The sequence below is a fragment of the Shewanella spartinae genome (assembly GCF_019457555.1).
In the GTDB taxonomy this organism is placed as follows: Bacteria; Pseudomonadota; Gammaproteobacteria; order Enterobacterales; family Shewanellaceae; genus Shewanella; species Shewanella loihica.
In genome coordinates, this window is the sequence record NZ_CP080418.1 from 3,208,474 (window position 1) to 3,223,975 (window position 15,502).

The following is a 15,502-nucleotide window of genomic DNA, read 5'->3' on the forward strand; positions in this document are numbered from 1 at the left end:
CGGATAAGATTGCAATACAATGACAATTCATTCTCTAGTAGCTTCAACTTTAACCACTAAAAATAACAAAACAGCCATGGCCCGCCCCAACAAGAAAGCGCCCAGTCGCACCGTCGAAATTTTCTGTGCCCAGTGTAAGACCCGGCTGTTTAAGTATCGTAAGGGCGGTAAAGGTGTCTTGGTCAAATGCTTCAAGGAGCGCATCGTAGAAGATGATACGCACATGCCCTGCCATTGCCCAAACTGCGAGCAGTGTTTTGCCCGCGATACCTTGATTAGAGGCGTACCCGCTTTTAAGATAATTGGTGGCAAGGCAACAATGAAATAGCTAACCAATTGCAAGATAAGCTAAATTTATCATTCGGCCTACGCCACTCTCGGCGCGACTAGGCACAACTTGACGCAAATCGATTAAAGTTGGCAGTAAAAAGGGATTCAATGCATAAAAGGGATGATTGGCCATGGGATTAACCAAGCGAGCAGCAAGGTTGTTACAGGCAAGTCCTGGGCAGACTGCTGGCCTGAAGAGTCTAATAGGTCGACTCGCACGCATCCCTCATAAGCCCTCCTTGTCACTAGCCCATACACTCGCGCTTACACTCACGCTTACATTTGCCCTAACACTCAGCGCTAACGCCGCCTCCTGCGAACTCACCATGGGCTATCGCACCAGCGAGCGCCTGCCTTACATACATGCCGAGCCGAATGACCAGGGTCTCTATCTCGCCCTATACCAGGTAGCCAGCGAACGAATAGGTTGTACCCTCAAGGTGCTCAGGGCTCCCAAGAAGCGGATACTCAGAGAAATGCGTCTGGGCAAGGTGGACTTTTATCCGGGCTTTGGTTTTACACAAAAGCGTAATCAGTACAGCTACTTCATTGCCAATGGCCTCTATGAGCGTTACACAGGGATCAGCCACAAAGACCTAGCACAAATCGGCTCCCTTAACGAGTTGGTCGGCACCCCCTATGTGCTACTCATCTCACCCGGGGGCTATGATCTCGATGGTATTCCTAAGGGCATAATCACCCGTCGTCCGCCGGAGATGGATGCCGCCCAGGCCTTTGAGCTACTGATTGCCCGGAAGGGCGACTTCTTCAGCTATGATGAGACCACCTTAAGGTTTGAACTGGCCCACCATCCCCATCCCGAGCTCAAGCTTCACCCAGAATGTTGCGAGCCGATGCGCGACATGTATCTGGGATTTTCACGGGCGAGTCGCTATTTTAAGGCCTCACCCAATCCTGATTACGATCCCAGCCAAGCCGACTCCATCGCCAACAGAAGACTCTTGTTGACGCCCGGCAGTAAGGCTCACGCCCTGGCCGACGAACTGGAGAGAATGCGTGCCAGCGGCGAGACAGAAAGGATAAGAGAGAGCTTTTTCGCGCCAAGCCAAGCCACTGATGTGACTTCCGCCTCACACAGTCAATGACTTGAATGACTTGAGTGACTGAATACCGGCTTGAGCAACTGCTTAGGCAGTTCCTGCGACTTTATTGTGTCACAATCTGCGATTATGCTATGACTGGCTATAAGCTAAGGCCAAATCCAAGTTTGGCCTGTTGCATCGATCGCTCACTAGACTAAACTGCGTCGGTGAAGGCTAATGGATAAGCGAAATGGAAAGCACAAATTGGCATGAGGAAACAAGGATGAACTCACTACTCAAGGCATGGGACGCCACCCCCGAATTACTAAAACCACTCGTCGCTCTGGCGTTGTTGGGACTCTTGTGTCTCACCGCATTTTTCTTCGGCCAGTTGATCGGCCTGCTGCTCTACTAAGCGCTAACTAATCGTCAATCGCTAGGCTCGCTGGCGGTTGTCTCGGCAAGGCAGAGATCACTGCCGATTTTGCATGAAATCTTCGCTGAAGTCGGTCGGCCAGTACTTATAGCCTTGTACGGTCGCCTGCGCCGCCGCCCCCATCAAATTAACCTGATAGGTTTTTACGCCGTCGAGATCCACCGACTGATTGGCCGACACCTGATCGCCACTCTCCTCATATTTGGCACTGGCCTCCGCCTGGGCTTGGCCCTCATAGCCTGAGTCCTTAAATCTTTTCAGGGCATCAGGCTTCATGAAGGCCTGCACGAAGGCCACCTGCTTCCAGCCGATCCCGGCACCAACGCCGCCTGTCGCGAAGCGATAGTAGCTGTTTTTGCGACCTTCGCTCAGCACACAGATACCGCCCCCCGTCGATAGCGCAAACAGATAACTGTTACTGCCGGTGCAGACCACGTGGGCAACCGAGTTCGCCACCGCGCGCTTAGCCCCCGGATGCTTTGCGTAGATACTTGTCAACGCCTCCTGGGTCTCCTGACGGGCATTGGCCTTCTTCGCCTCGGGCGTATTGCCTGTAGCGCAGCCAGCAACAAGTGTTATCCCGATAAAAGCCAAAAGTGTTTTTCTTGTCGAAATTGTAAACATACCAACTCTCTATTAACGCCTGCGCGAAATACGCAAAAACGTTTTAACCAATTGAATATAAAGAACATATAAAGTTTCCGCGTAATATATCCAGGCATTTAAACAATGCAAAACAGATGGTCAATTGTGAGAGCTCAGCAGCAAATCTACCCGATTGAATAATAGATAAATCTAAAGTGTATTAATAATGAAGATAGTTTGAGTGATGGAACATCGAAGGCAATAAGCCAGAGTCGATACAAGCGTATGGATAAGCGAAAGGGAATGAACTAATCGGGATGAGCTAAATGGGTGAATCAAACGAAACGAGTAGTCAGTTAAATAGCTGTCGCTAGGCCAACACTAGAGTTTAAAGTTAGGGCTAGAGTTAAGACTAGCGCTAAAGCTAAAACTGAATACTAAGAGTGGGAGTTAATCAGACTCGCCTGCAATCGCCAGTCAGACTGGCGATTGTCTCGGCCAAATAGCCGCTACTTATCTTTCTCGATGAAATCATCGGTAAAGTCTGTCGGCCAGTATTTATAGCCTTGCACCGTCGCCTGCGCCGCCGCCCCCATCAAATTGATCTGATAGGTTTTCACCCCATCGAGATCCGCAGATTGATTGGCCGACATCTGATCGCCACTCTCCTCATACTTGGCGCTGGCTTCGGCTTGGGCCTGACCCTCATAACCAGAGTCCTTGAATCGCTGCAGCGCGTCTGGCTTCATGAAGGCTTGCACGAAAGCCACCTGTTTCCAGCCAATCCCCGCGCCAACGCCGCCCGTCGCGAAGCGATAGTAGCTGTTCTTGCCGCCTTCGCTGAGCACGCAGATACCACCACCCCCCGTCGATAGCGCAAACAGATAACTGTTGCTGCCGGTACAGACCACGTGAGCAATCGAACTCGCCACGGCCGATTTGGCAGCTGGATGCTCGGCGTAGATACTCGCAAGGGCCTCCTGGGTCTCCTTACGGGCATTTTCCTTCTTCGCCTCGGGTGTATTGCCTGTGGCACAACCGGCAATGAGTGTAACCAAGATAGCCGCCATAAATGGCGTTTTCATCGACAATGTAAACATCCTTATCCCCTCATTCATTTCAGCATTAATATTTGAAATAACACTAATTTATAGAAGTGAAAATCCAATAAATCAAATTGGTGCCGAACAAAATTTATCCAGGAATATAAGCCCTATAGAGACCCTGCCGATGCAAAGCTCATGAGATGTTAAGGCTAGGGATGTTGAAGCTAAAAAATGTTGAGAATAAGGGAAAGCTAAGCTGTGATTGAAGCAGGCTGTTCATAAGTGCGCCATCCATAACTTGGTAAATCCAAGGCGCGACATTTTGTCTCGCCCACCACTTAATTCAGCGATCCCTGTAGCAAGTTAACTTCCTGCCTAAAGCCGTCTATTGCCCAGGGGCGAAATCTCGGGTTTGATAGGCCAATCTATGACAAACAGGGATTTTAATCATGAAATATCAGTGGTTTCTAAGCACGCTTTTCATCGCAGGCATGAGCGCTCAGGTAACGGCCCATGAGGCGCCCATCGAATTTCGCGCCGCCGGCAGCCTCAAGGCCGCCATGACAGAGGTGATTGGCGCCTATCAGGCCAAGGGCCATAGCGAGGTTGCCCCTCAGTTTGCCCCATCTGGACTGCTTAGAGCGCGTATCGAGTCCGGTGAGAAGGTGGATCTCTTTGCCTCGGCCAACATGAAACATCCTACTACTTTGAGCCAAGCTTCCCGCAGCGGCGATGTGGTGATGTTTGCCCGTAACAAGCTCTGCGCCCTGGCGCAGCCAGAGGTCGAACTCTCAAGCGAGACTCTGCTGACCCAGATGCTCAATAGCAAGATACGTCTTGGCACCTCGACCCCTAAGGCAGACCCCGCCGGTGACTACGCCTTTAAGGTGTTCGAGCGCGCCGAGGCCATCTCATCCGGCGCCCAGCAGCAGCTGGAAGCCAAGGCACTTAAGCTAACCGGTGGCCCGGACAGTGCTAAGCCACCTAAAGGCCGTAATCCCTACGGCTGGGTAATGGAGAACAAGCGGGCGGATATCTTCCTCACCTACTGCACCAACGCCGTGCTGGCGCAGAAAGAGGTCAAGCCCCTCAAGATAGTGCAGCTACCTGAAAACCTCAGTGTCGGCGCCAACTACGGCCTGACCGTCATTCAGGATGCGCAGCCCCATGCGGCGGATCTGGCGCTCTTTATCCTGTCACCACAGGGGCAAAAAATTCTGGCCAGCTACGGCTTTGATACCCCAACTCTGCCCTAGCAACTACTCAGTCCTAACAACTAATTCCTAATAAATAAGTCCTAACAACTAAGTCCTTACAGCAAAAAGGGCTGGCACATGCCAGCCCTACCTTAAAAACTTCTAGTAGTCTTAAATATCGACCGGTTAACACGCTATTCCTTAAACAGATCTAAGGCCGCACGGCTCATCGCCTGCACTCCCACCTCGATGGCGACGGGGTAATCCGGCGCAAACTTGCTGGAATGCAGCGAGGGGTGACTCGCGCCCGATGCCTGACTGGCCGCATAATCGGCCGCGGGCACAGCGCCTAACCAGAACAGGGTGATTGGCTTTTTAGCGGGCGTTAAGCCATACAGACCAAAATCCTCTCCCGCCATCACAGGCGACGCCTCCAAGACATTATCATCCCCCAATTGCTTGGCGATGCTGGCCCTGACCTTAGCTGTCTGCTCCGGGTCGTTGTAGGTCGATGGAATGCTCTCCTCCTGATGCACATACACATCAGGCCACTCGGCCTCGCTCAGTCCCGCACTGATGGCGATCCCCTTAGTGAGTCGCTCGATGGCGGCGATCTGCTGCTCGCGCACCTTAGGATCGTAGGAGCGCAGCGTCAGCTGTAGCTTCACCTCGTTGCCTATGATGTTGTGTTTCGAGCCGCCGTGAATCGAACCCACGGTGATCACATTGGGCGATAATGGCGAGACCTCCCGGCTGACGATAGTCTGCAAAGCAAGCACTATGCGCGCCGCTAACACCACAGGATCGACCGTGGTATGGGGATAGGCGCCGTGACCGCCGCGCCCCTTCACGCTGACATCCACCGAATCCATGTTCGCCAGGGCATAGCCCGGGGCGATGGCCACCTTACCCGCAGGTACTGAGGCGCTGACATGCAGCCCAAGAATATGATCGGGTGTCGGGAACTGGCTAAACAGCCCCTGTTTAAGCATCGCCTTGGCACCGCCCCCCACCTCTTCGGCGGGCTGAGCCACCAGCATCAAGGTGCCCTGCCACTTATCTTTTTGCTGAATCAACTGCTGCGCCGTGCCCACCAGATTGGTCATGTGCACATCATGGCCACAGGCGTGCATCACCCCCACCTGATTGCCCTGGGCATCAAGGGTGGTAACCTTAGAGGCGTAAGCTTTGCCCGTCTCCTCAACAATCGGCAGGGCATCGGTATCGGCGCGGATCATCACAGTGGGCCCCTTACCGTTACGGTAGATGCCAACCACGCCATGACCACCAAAATCCCGGGTCACCTCTATACCTAAGGCCTCGAACTCGGCCGCCATTCTCTCGCCACTCTGTTGCTCATGGTAAGAAAGCTCGGGAGCTTGGTGCAGCTCGAGATAGAGACTGGAGAGCGCCGGCATGGCTTGCTTGACCGACTGCGACAGCGCCTCGTCTTGGGCCCAGAGGCTTTGGCTGGTGCCGAGGGCAACCAGGGCGCCCGCTAAACAGGATTGATGAATGATCTGGCGTAACATGCTTGACTCCATTGCCTAAAATTTTTCCACTAGGTGTTCAGCATAACGACTCTTAGGGAGGAAACCAATCTAGCCATTATTCTATATCCCATGCACCACCGGCGAGACAAAAGAGAGTTTTGCCTCTCCCTTGCCATTTGCCCGGCAAATCGGTAGTTTCATATGCCTGTACCCGGACACACATACGTCCAGCTAGTCACAAGAATAATGAAAGGACTTTTTGATGGGGAATATTCTTTGGGTCGCCTCCTATCCCAAATCGGGCAACACCTGGGTTCGCGCCTTCCTTGAAAACTATATCCAGAACGCCGAGCAAGGGGTCAACATCAACACCATGCACAAGATCTCGACCGCCGAGTCGGCAGCGCACCGCTTTCAAGCGCGCCTGCAAGATGGCCGTAAGACGACAGACCTCAGTCTGGATGAGATCTGCGCCCTCAGGCCCGCGGTGCAAGCCGACATCGCCATGCAGGCTCACGGCACCACCTTCGTGAAGACCCATAACTATCTGGGCACATATAAAGAGTATCCGCTGCATAACTCTTCGGTGACCTCGGGCTCCATCTACATAGTCCGAAACCCCTTAGACGTCACCGTCTCTATGGCCAACTACTTCGGTTACAGCATAGATGAGACCATCGCCTACATGGCAGAAGAGATGACAGGCACCCCCAACGAGCCCGAAAACGTACCACAGGTGATCACCTCATGGTCAATGCATGTCTCCAGCTGGACTCAAAACCCAGAAGAGGCCAAGCTGGTCCTGCGCTACGAAGATATCTTAGATGACCCTAAGAAGGTGTTTCGCAAGATAGAATCTTTCCTCGGCCTGAAGAAAGACCCCAATCGCCTCAAGAACGCCATCAAGCACTCCTCCTTCGCCCAGCTTAAGGCCCAGGAAAGCAAACGCGGCTTTGTGGAGAAACATGAAAATGCCAAGTCTTTCTTCCGCCAAGGCAGCAAGAACCAGTGGCGTCAGGTACTGAGCGACGAGCAGGTGGCGAAAATCGTTGAGCACCACGGCGAGCAGATGGCGAGATTCAAATATCTGCCGGGTAAATTACGCTAGGATTTACCCACAAAAAAACGCAGCCTGGGCTGCGTTTTTTATTACCTATCTAGCTGATAACAGGGCCAGTTATAAACGATAGCTGAGGCTCAGCTTAGCGTTGCGTTCGGCGCCAGGCATACCGCCGAGGAACATGGCTTTCTCATAATAGTCCTCATCCAGCAGGTTATTCACATTCAGCTGCACTGTCCAACTGTCTGCCTGATAACTCAACGCAGCATCCATCACGGTATAACTGGGCACATAACCATCTGGGATCCCAAACGATGCGGAGTGGGTGCTGCGCTCATCCACATATTTTGCGCCCAGGCTGACACTGAGCGGACTCGGCAACTTAAACCAGTCGGCATCATAGGTCACCCAGGTACTGGCCGTCACGTAAGGGACACCTTTCTGACGCGTATCGAAGCTAGTGCTGTTGGGATCTTGCTTATCTCTGGCGTCCTGATAGACACCATTGATATTTATCGCCCAGCGCTCGCCAAGGTGAGCATTGAGATCCAGCTCAACCCCTTTGGTCTCTTCCTTGCCGTCATAGAAATATTGCGCTACATCTGGGCCCGATACCCCCGCCTCATAGTCCTTGTTGTTGTATTGCAAGTTCGTTCGTGAACTTTCAAACACCACAATCGAGGCCAGCATCTGATCATCAAAGGCTTTAAAACGTACCCCTATGTCGTTGCTGATAGACTCCGAGTCTTCTCTATCGGCACCATCGCCCTTTAGGCTGCCCAGCACGCTATAGGCGGTACGCCCCTTGGCGTGATTGATAAAGAACGACAGATCATCGGTTGGCATGTAGGTAATGCCCAAGTTATAGGTCATCCCATCATCTGAGGTATCGGCTTCTGGCGTAGGCTGTGCGAGACTGGCGCTGTAGCGCGCATCGACGCCATAATGCTCGTAACGCTGAGAGATGTCATTGAAGGCGACGCCAATTCGCGTCGTAATACCAGAATCAAAGTAGCTCACATGTTGAAGGCCCACGCCCCATGCCTGCACCTTCTTGTTATAGTTGCTGGTCATCAGAGGGTCATAATCTTCGAACTGTCCCTCCGCCCAGTTGGGTGAGCGAATATCGAAAATATAGGGCAGCTGGCCCTGATAGATCACCTCACCGGCCTTGTTCTTGATCACCTTGTCCGCGTCATAGATGGAGTATTGCTTGAAGCGAATATTGCGATCTTCAAAATTGGCGTTAACTAACAGCTCGTTATCTATTCCCGCGACGCTAAAGTCATAACGCAGATCGGCAAAATACTGCCACGAAGTCTCGTCGGCCTGAACCTGACGATACTCCTGGCGACGTGCGGCGAAGGGATACAGACGATCATCTACCACCAGAGGCGCTCGGGGATCGCTGTTGATCACCCCGTTGCGGTTCCAATAAACATAGTTATAGGCACCTGTCTGACGGGCAAATCCCGACTGATAATCGCGATACTGCAACTGCTGATTAAGGAAAAGATTGTCAGCGAAAAAGATATTATGGGTCAGCTTAAACCTTAGCTCTTCACCCTCGTTGTCTTTCGCCATCGGCGAAATGATCCCTGCCTCACCAAAGGCATAGGGGGTCAGTCCATCGCCGGCAGATAGCGAGTCAGCCAGTTGCTGGCGCTGTTCATCGCTCAGCTGTAATCCCGCGCTAGAAGCATCGTTGACCAGATCCTGCCAGCTAACCTCACCCGCAGGCTTACCCCCAACCGACGCGGCATTGTAAATACGAATAGGATGTCCGATTGAGTCTACCGCTATCGCATCTTTGATGTAGGCGGCACTGAACATGATATCTTGCTGATCGCTCAGTAGATATTTTAATGAAGCGTAAGCCTCATCCCTGTCGGTACCTATGTCTCGGTATCCCTCGCTTCTGGCATGCTTTGCCACCAAACGATAGGCCGCCTTATCTGTCAATGCCGCGGTACTGTCGAGCCCCAGTGAATAGCTGTCCCACTGGCCAACTTCGGCAGTGAATTGATGGCTGGCATTAAACTGAGGCTTCTTCTCAATAAGGTTGATCACGCCGCCGGCGCTGCCCATGCCATAGAGGCCGGTTGCAGGGCCTTTTAGCACTTCAACCGACTCGACATTAGTCAATGAACGTGTCGGATTAAAGGTGTTCCCGAGACCCGCACCACCATACATGCCATCATAGGTGTAGTTCGCCCCCAGGCCACGGATAACGATATTGTCGCCTATGCCATAGTTGTTGCCCGCCTGGGTCACACCACTGATGTTACGCAGCAGCTCCTGCAGCTCTGTTGCCCCCTGGGTCGTGATCAACTCCTCATCGACCACCACTACGGCTGCTGGCGTCTCCATGAGTGACATATCAGATTTAGTGGCCAGGCCTGAATTCATCACGACCTTGTTTTGCCGGCCATATACGGTAATGCGTTCGACCTGTGCCGAAGCTTGTTGCTCGATACTGGTATTGTGTTGCTCTGCCGATACCGATAAGGATACGGCACATCCTAGCGCGACTGCTGATAAGCGCATCTGTTTCATTTGTTAAGAATTCCCCTAAAAATTGCACGCAAATGATAACGATTATCAATAAGCTTTCAATATGGAGAAGCTAAGGGGAGAGAGAAGCAGATGCTTTGTAATTGTTTAAGAAGGAGTTATTGTAGATTTTTTACATTGTAAATACGCCTTAGATGACGTTTTGCAAACTTAAAGCGTAAAAAATGCAGCCCTGGGGCTGCATCTTATTTATCGACATTCACTATCTAAAATTGGACCTGAGTCTAAAAATGGAGGTGAGTCTAAAGTTGGGCTAACGCCTAAAAGTCCATCTAGCCCCTAAAACTGATAATGCACGCCTAGATAGACATTGCCCCAGTCGCTTTCCACCTGCTCATTGAGCCCGGTCGCATCGAGATCGGTATAGAGCATCTCATAGGCGATACGCACGTTAATGCCATTGTCGAAAGCCATGTTAAAGCCAGTGCCCCACAGCCAGCCGTTGCCGTCGTAGTCCAGATCGGCCTCGACCTTAGTGGCCGCCATACCCGCCTTGATGAACATAGAGTAAGTATTATTGAAATAGTGATGGAACTTGGCCGCGATAGACAGCTGATTGGCCTTCACATCCCCTACATCGACAAAGTTGTCGGTGCGAACATAGGTGCTCTCGACGGCGAAGTTTTTACTGAAATAGTAACCGCCATAGAGACCATAACTGATGGCCGACTCGTCAAATTCTCCCGCCTCTAGCGTAGAATGACCCGCCATGGCCCCCAGGTAATACCCCTTAATATCGGCAACCGCCATCGCAGATCCCGATGCGATAAGACTCGCCAAACACAGTGCCAGCATAGATGCGCGCTTCATGCTTCCCCCGGAAACGAAACATTTACAAGTAGCTAACATACTAGACCAAAAATCGCATTAAATTAAGTCTTTAATTGCCACTTTGATAAAAAACCAACCAAGCTTTGCCCGCTCGGCAAATAGGTAGAATCCAGGGCATAAAAAATGCAGCCTGGGCTGCATTTTTCTCACAAGGACGTCTAAAACCAGTTAACTGATTGCATTGGCTTAGGCAATGAATCTTCTAACGCCTTTGTTTGCCGTAGTTAGTGCTTCTCATCCTCGGCGGGGCCGCTGAGGGGCTTGTTACCCGATATCATCGCCGACACTAGGCCAGGCTGATGTTTAATCTCGGCCACTATCACCCCGGCCACATGCAGCACTATCATCAGGATCAGCAGATAGACGCTATACACATGCACCTCGCCGGCCAGCGACTTATAGGGCTTTAATACCGCCACCTTCTGCGCATCGACGCCGGTGTCGTCATAGGGCTTGATGCTGGCACCATCGACGCCAGGCTGGGCGATATAGTCGCTGACCACACCGCCAAAGGGTGGGTAATAGATATCGGTTCCGGCGCGCACCAGGCCTGTTACCATTATGGTCACCAACAGCAGCATCATGGCAAAGATAGCCAGACGCCCCATGGGGTTATGATGCAGATATTGAGGTGACTCCCCCTTGGCCAGCTTGGCCTTATAGCCAGACAGCCCCTTGAGATCCGGGAGAAACTGACTCAGGCGGGCGCTATGACTGCCGATGACACCCCAGATCAGCCTGACACTCAGGTTAATGGCAAACAGGTAACCGACCCAGACATGCAGTTTCTTCAAGCCAATCTTGGCTTCCAGGCCGCTGATGCCGATATCGCCCTTAAATAGCATCACCATGCCGATGAAGATCAGCACCATGACTAAGCCAAGGTTTATCCAGTGGAACAACCGCGTTGGCTTGTCCCACACCTTGTAAACCTTCACCTCTTGACTGACTCCTTGATGACTGACGGCCCCTTGATTGGCAGCCACTTGATTAATCGCCTCTTTTGGCATCGTCTCCCCCATTTCAGACGTTTATCCAGTGGCTCATAATATACGCCTGTTGGGAGCAAAATTTTGTGAAATATGCTTCATGGCAAGGCAACTTAACCTTGTTTTTTTTATGGTTAATTAATCTTGCTACGAAGGAAGATCTCGATAACTTTGTTAACCCTGCTGGCGGCGTCTGATAAGGCTCAACCAGCCCAACCCCAGTAGCCCGAACAGCCAGCCCACAGAGAGGCTACCGCCACTCACCTCGACTTCGGTGACGACCTCTTCGACCACATACTGATCGCGATCGGCGCTCTCCAGCGGCAGACCATAGAGATCATCCAGATCATCGCTGCTGATGGTGGCGACGATATCGCTGTAACCCACCTCATAGAGATCGATCAACACATCATAATGGTCCGTCGGATAACCAGTATGCAGCGTGGTGAGCACCTCAAAATCATCGTCGCTGGCATCATCCACTATGGTGAACACATCTGTGGTGTGGTACAGCTCCCAGGGGCCACCATTCCGGCTCAGATAAAGGTCGGCATAGACGTTGGCATGCTCACCCAGATAATAACTGTGGACGTCGGCATCGAAGGTCACGCTGAAGGTGCGATAGAAGCCGTCATAATCGATATCTTCAAACAGGCGGCTGCTGGCCTCATAGATAGCAAATTCGTGGTAGATCCCCGCCTCGAGGCGCTGAGCGGAGGACTTGAGCACCTTAATCCCAGCATCAGATGAGCTAAGTGCTAGCCCCTGACGCTCGGCAATCACCTGCTCACGCGTCTTACGCGGGGCAAGTTCCACATCCTGCTGTTTAAGCTGTTCGGCGCTCGCCTGCTGCGTGCTGGTCATGGCCTGCCCGGCGCGGCTAAAACCTTGGGCCAGCGTCTGTTCATCCTGCACTACGCTGGTCGATACCGAGCCGACCAAGGCGCTAGTCTCACCTGTATTTTCTCCAAGATTGTCGGCCGCCATGGCTGCGCCGCTGCCCAGCATGGTCAACAAGGCGGTGGCCTTGATGGCGCTATACAGCTTGCCCAGAGCAGAGGGGGGCTTAATTGAAGGCGTCTTAGTTAATGGCGTATTAGTTGCCAGCTGCTGGCTCGTTTTCATCGTGAGTCTGTTCATAATCAATCTCCATAAAATGGACTGCGTCTTGCTTAAGGCCATTAGATGCGATCGAAAATGAACGTAAGCTGAACATTAAAAATCAGCCTATTCAACAAGATGGCGCAAAATTAAACATTCAGCTCCTGTTCATCTGCACCAGATAACAATGAAAAAGCACGCTTGCCGCTTTCCCCTGGCGAGCATGGAGATTCGCGGCATATGTTTCTTATTTTTATAGGATCTTTTACACTGTCCGAAGAATTCAACACAGGTGATTTTGATGAAACCAGCCCTAATATTGCTCGCCATAGCGTCACTCCTGTTTCCCCTACAAGGATACAGTGCGGGCTATGGAATATCGGCGGCCAGTAGCAGCATCTTGATGGCGGCTCAGAAAAATACGAATCAAAATCTACGTGTTAAAAATCGTCAGCAGGCCACTCAGATGGTAAAGGGGCGCTATAACGCCAAGGTCCTGAGCGTGCAATCATCACGGGTCAATGGCAACCCAGGCTACCGCGCCAAGTTGCTCAGTAAAGATGGCGTGGTCTTCTATGTCGCCATCGACGCCGTCACAGGACAGATGAGCCGACAATAACCTGCTAAGAAAGGACACGCCAATGCGATTACTACTGGTTGAAGACGATTTAGCCCTTCAGGAAAATTTAAGACAACACCTGCTCGATGCCAACTACACCCTAGACATTGCCAGCGACGGCGAAGAGGGCCTGTTTCAGGGACGAGAGTATCCCTACGACGCCGCCATTATCGACGTGGGACTGCCTAAGTTAGATGGTATCGCGCTGATCGCCAGGTTAAGAGAAGAGGGAATAGACTACCCCATACTGATCCTGACCGCCCGCGACAACTGGCAAGACAAGGTCGAAGGCCTGGATGCTGGCGCCGACGACTACCTGACCAAGCCGTTTCATCCCGAAGAGCTGGTTGCCAGGCTCAAGGCGTTGATCCGCCGGGCGGCGGGCAAATCCAGCCCTGTGATTCAAAACGGGCCATACTCTCTCAACACCAGCAGCCACGAGATCAAATTTGGCGACCAGGATGTCAGCCTGAGCGGCTCCGAATACAAGCTGTTCGAGTATTTCATGCTGCATATCGGCGAGGTGAAGTCCAAGAGCATATTGATCGAACACATCTATGATCAGGATTTCGACTTAGACTCCAACGTCATCGAGGTCTTTATCCGCCGCCTGCGTAAGAAGCTCGACCCCGACGGCCAGTATGGTCTTATCGAGACATTGCGTGGCCAGGGCTACCGCCTCAAGCCACTGGATAACAGTTAAGCTTTCGAGGCCATCTGATGAGCAGCCAGCGCGCCCCACAGGGCAAACTCAACTCCCTCAGGGTTCGTCTGATCCTCAGCGCCCTGCTGCTGATATTGCTGCTGCTGCCGACCATTGGCTTCGCCCTCAACAACGCGTTTAAACAACAGGTGATGACCAACGTCAGAGAGCAGCTAAGCGCCTACCTCTATTCTGTACTGGCGGTGGCCGAGATGGACGATGGCAAGCTCTATATGCCAGAGGCGCTGCTGGAAAATCAGTTCAATGTCATAGGCTCAGGCCTCTACGCAGTGATCGACAGCGCAGGCGATCACCGAACTGAAAGCGACCGCCAGGGTAACAACCAAATTGAAAGTGAACGCCAGGCCAGCGTTGAGCCCCTCTGGTCATCCAACTCCTTTCTTGGGTTAAACATCACGACGCCCCTGCCCCATCCCAAGGTGGGACGCAGCGAATTTGGCGAGCTGATGTTAGAGCAGCAGCCCCATCTCATCTACAGCTTCAGCGTACGCTTCTCCCCCGGCGAGGCCCAGCGCCAGAGCGCGCCAATCACCATCCACATCATCAAAGATCTCGACGGCGTGGCGCAGCAGCTCAACGCCTTTAGCCAACATCTGTGGAGCTGGCTGGTCGTGTTGATGCTGGTGCTGCTGGCGATTCAATTTGCCTGGCTGGCCTGGACACTAAAACCCCTGGCACGCTTCAGAGAGGAGCTGGGACAGGTACAGCGAGGCGAGGCGGAGCAGCTCAGCGGCCATTACCCCAATGAACTGCAGGCGGTGGCCAAACAACTCAATACACTGCTGAGCACAGAGCAGCGCCAGCGCAGCCGCTATCGCAACGCCCTCTCTGACTTGGCCCACAGCCTCAAGACGCCACTGGCGGTGATCCAGAGCCAGAAAGATCTCAGCCCCACCTCTCTGGAGCAGGTCGGACAGATCAATCGCACCATAGGCCACCAACTCAAGCGTGCCCAGAGCGCCGCCGGTAACGCCTGGCACCTGGGGATCAAAGTCAGCCTGGTCTCCGACAAGCTGCTGCGCACCCTGGTCAAGATCCATCCTGGGGTAGCCCTCAGCTATGGCAAGGCCCCAGAGGAAAACCAGATCTTCTACGGCGATCAGAGCGATCTCACCGAGATGCTGGGCAACCTGCTGGATAACGCCTGCAAGGCGGCACGCGGCAAAGTGATGCTGAGCGTCGACACTGACAATGGAAAGCTCATCATCAGCGTCGAAGATGACGGCGCTGGAGTTAGCCCAGAGCAGCGTCAGCTCATACTCGAGCGTGGACGACGCGCCGATACCTATGAGAAGGGCCACGGCATAGGGCTCGCCATCGCCGGCGACCTGGTGCAGAGCTATCAGGGAGAGCTCACCATAGACAGCTCGGCGATGCTTGGCGGCGCCAAATTCATCCTGAGCTTCCCTCAGCAGTTCGCCGAGTAGCCATAGCGTGAGCAAAAGCCGGGTTTGATCTAAAGCCTAAATCAGCTC

The 15,502-nt window shown here is 52.7% G+C and carries 15 protein-coding genes; 8 read left to right on the forward strand and 7 right to left on the reverse strand.

The genetic code is table 11. The annotated features are described in order from the left end of the window. The first annotated feature begins 76 nt into the window (after positions 1-76). From K0I31_RS13950 to K0I31_RS20130, 3 genes are all read left to right on the forward strand, one after another. Entirely contained in the window at positions 77-328 is a 252-nt protein-coding gene (locus tag K0I31_RS13950) for a hypothetical protein (protein WP_220080858.1), read from the forward strand. Positions 329-461: 133 nt separating this feature from the next. Beyond that, positions 462-1,436: an amino acid ABC transporter gene (locus K0I31_RS13955; protein WP_220078774.1), complete on the forward strand. Its 975-nt coding sequence runs from the start codon at positions 462-464 to the stop codon at positions 1,434-1,436. 220 nt (positions 1,437-1,656) lie between these two features. Continuing rightward, entirely contained in the window at positions 1,657-1,788 is a 132-nt protein-coding gene (locus K0I31_RS20130; RefSeq protein ID WP_258406501.1) for a hypothetical protein, read from the forward strand. 57 nt (positions 1,789-1,845) lie between these two features. Here K0I31_RS20130 and K0I31_RS13960 read toward each other — a convergent pair whose 3' ends face one another. Then, complete coding sequence (locus K0I31_RS13960) at positions 1,846-2,433, reverse strand: lipid-binding SYLF domain-containing protein (protein WP_220078775.1); 588 nt, start codon at positions 2,431-2,433, stop codon at positions 1,846-1,848. Between the two features lie 470 nt (positions 2,434-2,903). Continuing rightward, positions 2,904-3,494, reverse strand: a complete 591-nt coding sequence (locus K0I31_RS13965) for a lipid-binding SYLF domain-containing protein (RefSeq protein ID WP_220078776.1) — start codon at positions 3,492-3,494, stop codon at positions 2,904-2,906. Positions 3,495-3,889: 395 nt separating this feature from the next. Here K0I31_RS13965 and K0I31_RS13970 point away from each other — a divergent pair, with 395 nt between their 5' ends. After that, complete coding sequence (locus K0I31_RS13970) at positions 3,890-4,696, forward strand: molybdate ABC transporter substrate-binding protein (protein ID WP_220078777.1); 807 nt, start codon at positions 3,890-3,892, stop codon at positions 4,694-4,696. A 134-nt stretch (positions 4,697-4,830) separates the two neighbouring features. Here K0I31_RS13970 and K0I31_RS13975 read toward each other — a convergent pair whose 3' ends face one another. Next, positions 4,831-6,168 (reverse strand): M20 metallopeptidase family protein, encoded by a 1,338-nt coding sequence (locus tag K0I31_RS13975; protein ID WP_220078778.1) that lies wholly within the window; start codon positions 6,166-6,168, stop codon positions 4,831-4,833. A gap of 223 nt (positions 6,169-6,391) precedes the next feature. Between K0I31_RS13975 and K0I31_RS13980 the strand changes: the two genes are divergently transcribed. Beyond that, positions 6,392-7,237, forward strand: coding sequence for a sulfotransferase domain-containing protein (locus K0I31_RS13980; RefSeq protein ID WP_220078779.1), 846 nt, complete (start codon positions 6,392-6,394; stop codon positions 7,235-7,237). Between the two features lie 69 nt (positions 7,238-7,306). On the opposite strand, the gene K0I31_RS13985 is transcribed toward K0I31_RS13980, so the two are convergent. The 4 genes from K0I31_RS13985 to K0I31_RS14000 all read right to left on the reverse strand — a co-directional run bounded on the left by K0I31_RS13985 (position 7,307) and on the right by K0I31_RS14000 (position 12,723). Further along, the gene (locus K0I31_RS13985; RefSeq protein ID WP_220078780.1) at positions 7,307-9,745 is read right to left on the reverse strand and encodes a TonB-dependent receptor; all 2,439 of its coding nucleotides are present in this window, start codon (positions 9,743-9,745) and stop codon (positions 7,307-7,309) included. A gap of 297 nt (positions 9,746-10,042) precedes the next feature. Beyond that, positions 10,043-10,573 carry an outer membrane beta-barrel protein gene (locus K0I31_RS13990; protein WP_220078781.1) on the reverse strand — a complete coding sequence of 177 codons (531 nt, stop codon included), beginning with the start codon at positions 10,571-10,573 and terminating at the stop codon, positions 10,043-10,045. Between the two features lie 245 nt (positions 10,574-10,818). Further along, positions 10,819-11,604, reverse strand: coding sequence for a cytochrome b/b6 domain-containing protein (locus tag K0I31_RS13995; protein ID WP_258406502.1), 786 nt, complete (start codon positions 11,602-11,604; stop codon positions 10,819-10,821). Between the two features lie 153 nt (positions 11,605-11,757). Continuing rightward, a complete protein-coding gene (locus K0I31_RS14000; RefSeq protein WP_258406503.1) occupies positions 11,758-12,723 on the reverse strand; it encodes a choice-of-anchor H family protein in 966 nt (321 codons plus the stop codon). A 262-nt stretch (positions 12,724-12,985) separates the two neighbouring features. On the opposite strand from K0I31_RS14000, the gene K0I31_RS14005 reads away from it, so the two are divergent. From K0I31_RS14005 to K0I31_RS14015, 3 genes are read left to right on the forward strand one after another with little or no spacing between them, the layout of a single operon-like run. Then, positions 12,986-13,303, forward strand: a complete 318-nt coding sequence (locus K0I31_RS14005) for a PepSY domain-containing protein (RefSeq protein ID WP_011866491.1) — start codon at positions 12,986-12,988, stop codon at positions 13,301-13,303. Between the two features lie 22 nt (positions 13,304-13,325). Continuing rightward, positions 13,326-14,006 carry a response regulator transcription factor gene (locus K0I31_RS14010; RefSeq protein ID WP_220042982.1) on the forward strand — a complete coding sequence of 227 codons (681 nt, stop codon included), beginning with the start codon at positions 13,326-13,328 and terminating at the stop codon, positions 14,004-14,006. 17 nt (positions 14,007-14,023) lie between these two features. Continuing rightward, entirely contained in the window at positions 14,024-15,454 is a 1,431-nt protein-coding gene (locus K0I31_RS14015) for an ATP-binding protein (protein ID WP_220078782.1), read from the forward strand. Positions 15,455-15,502 lie beyond the last annotated feature (48 nt).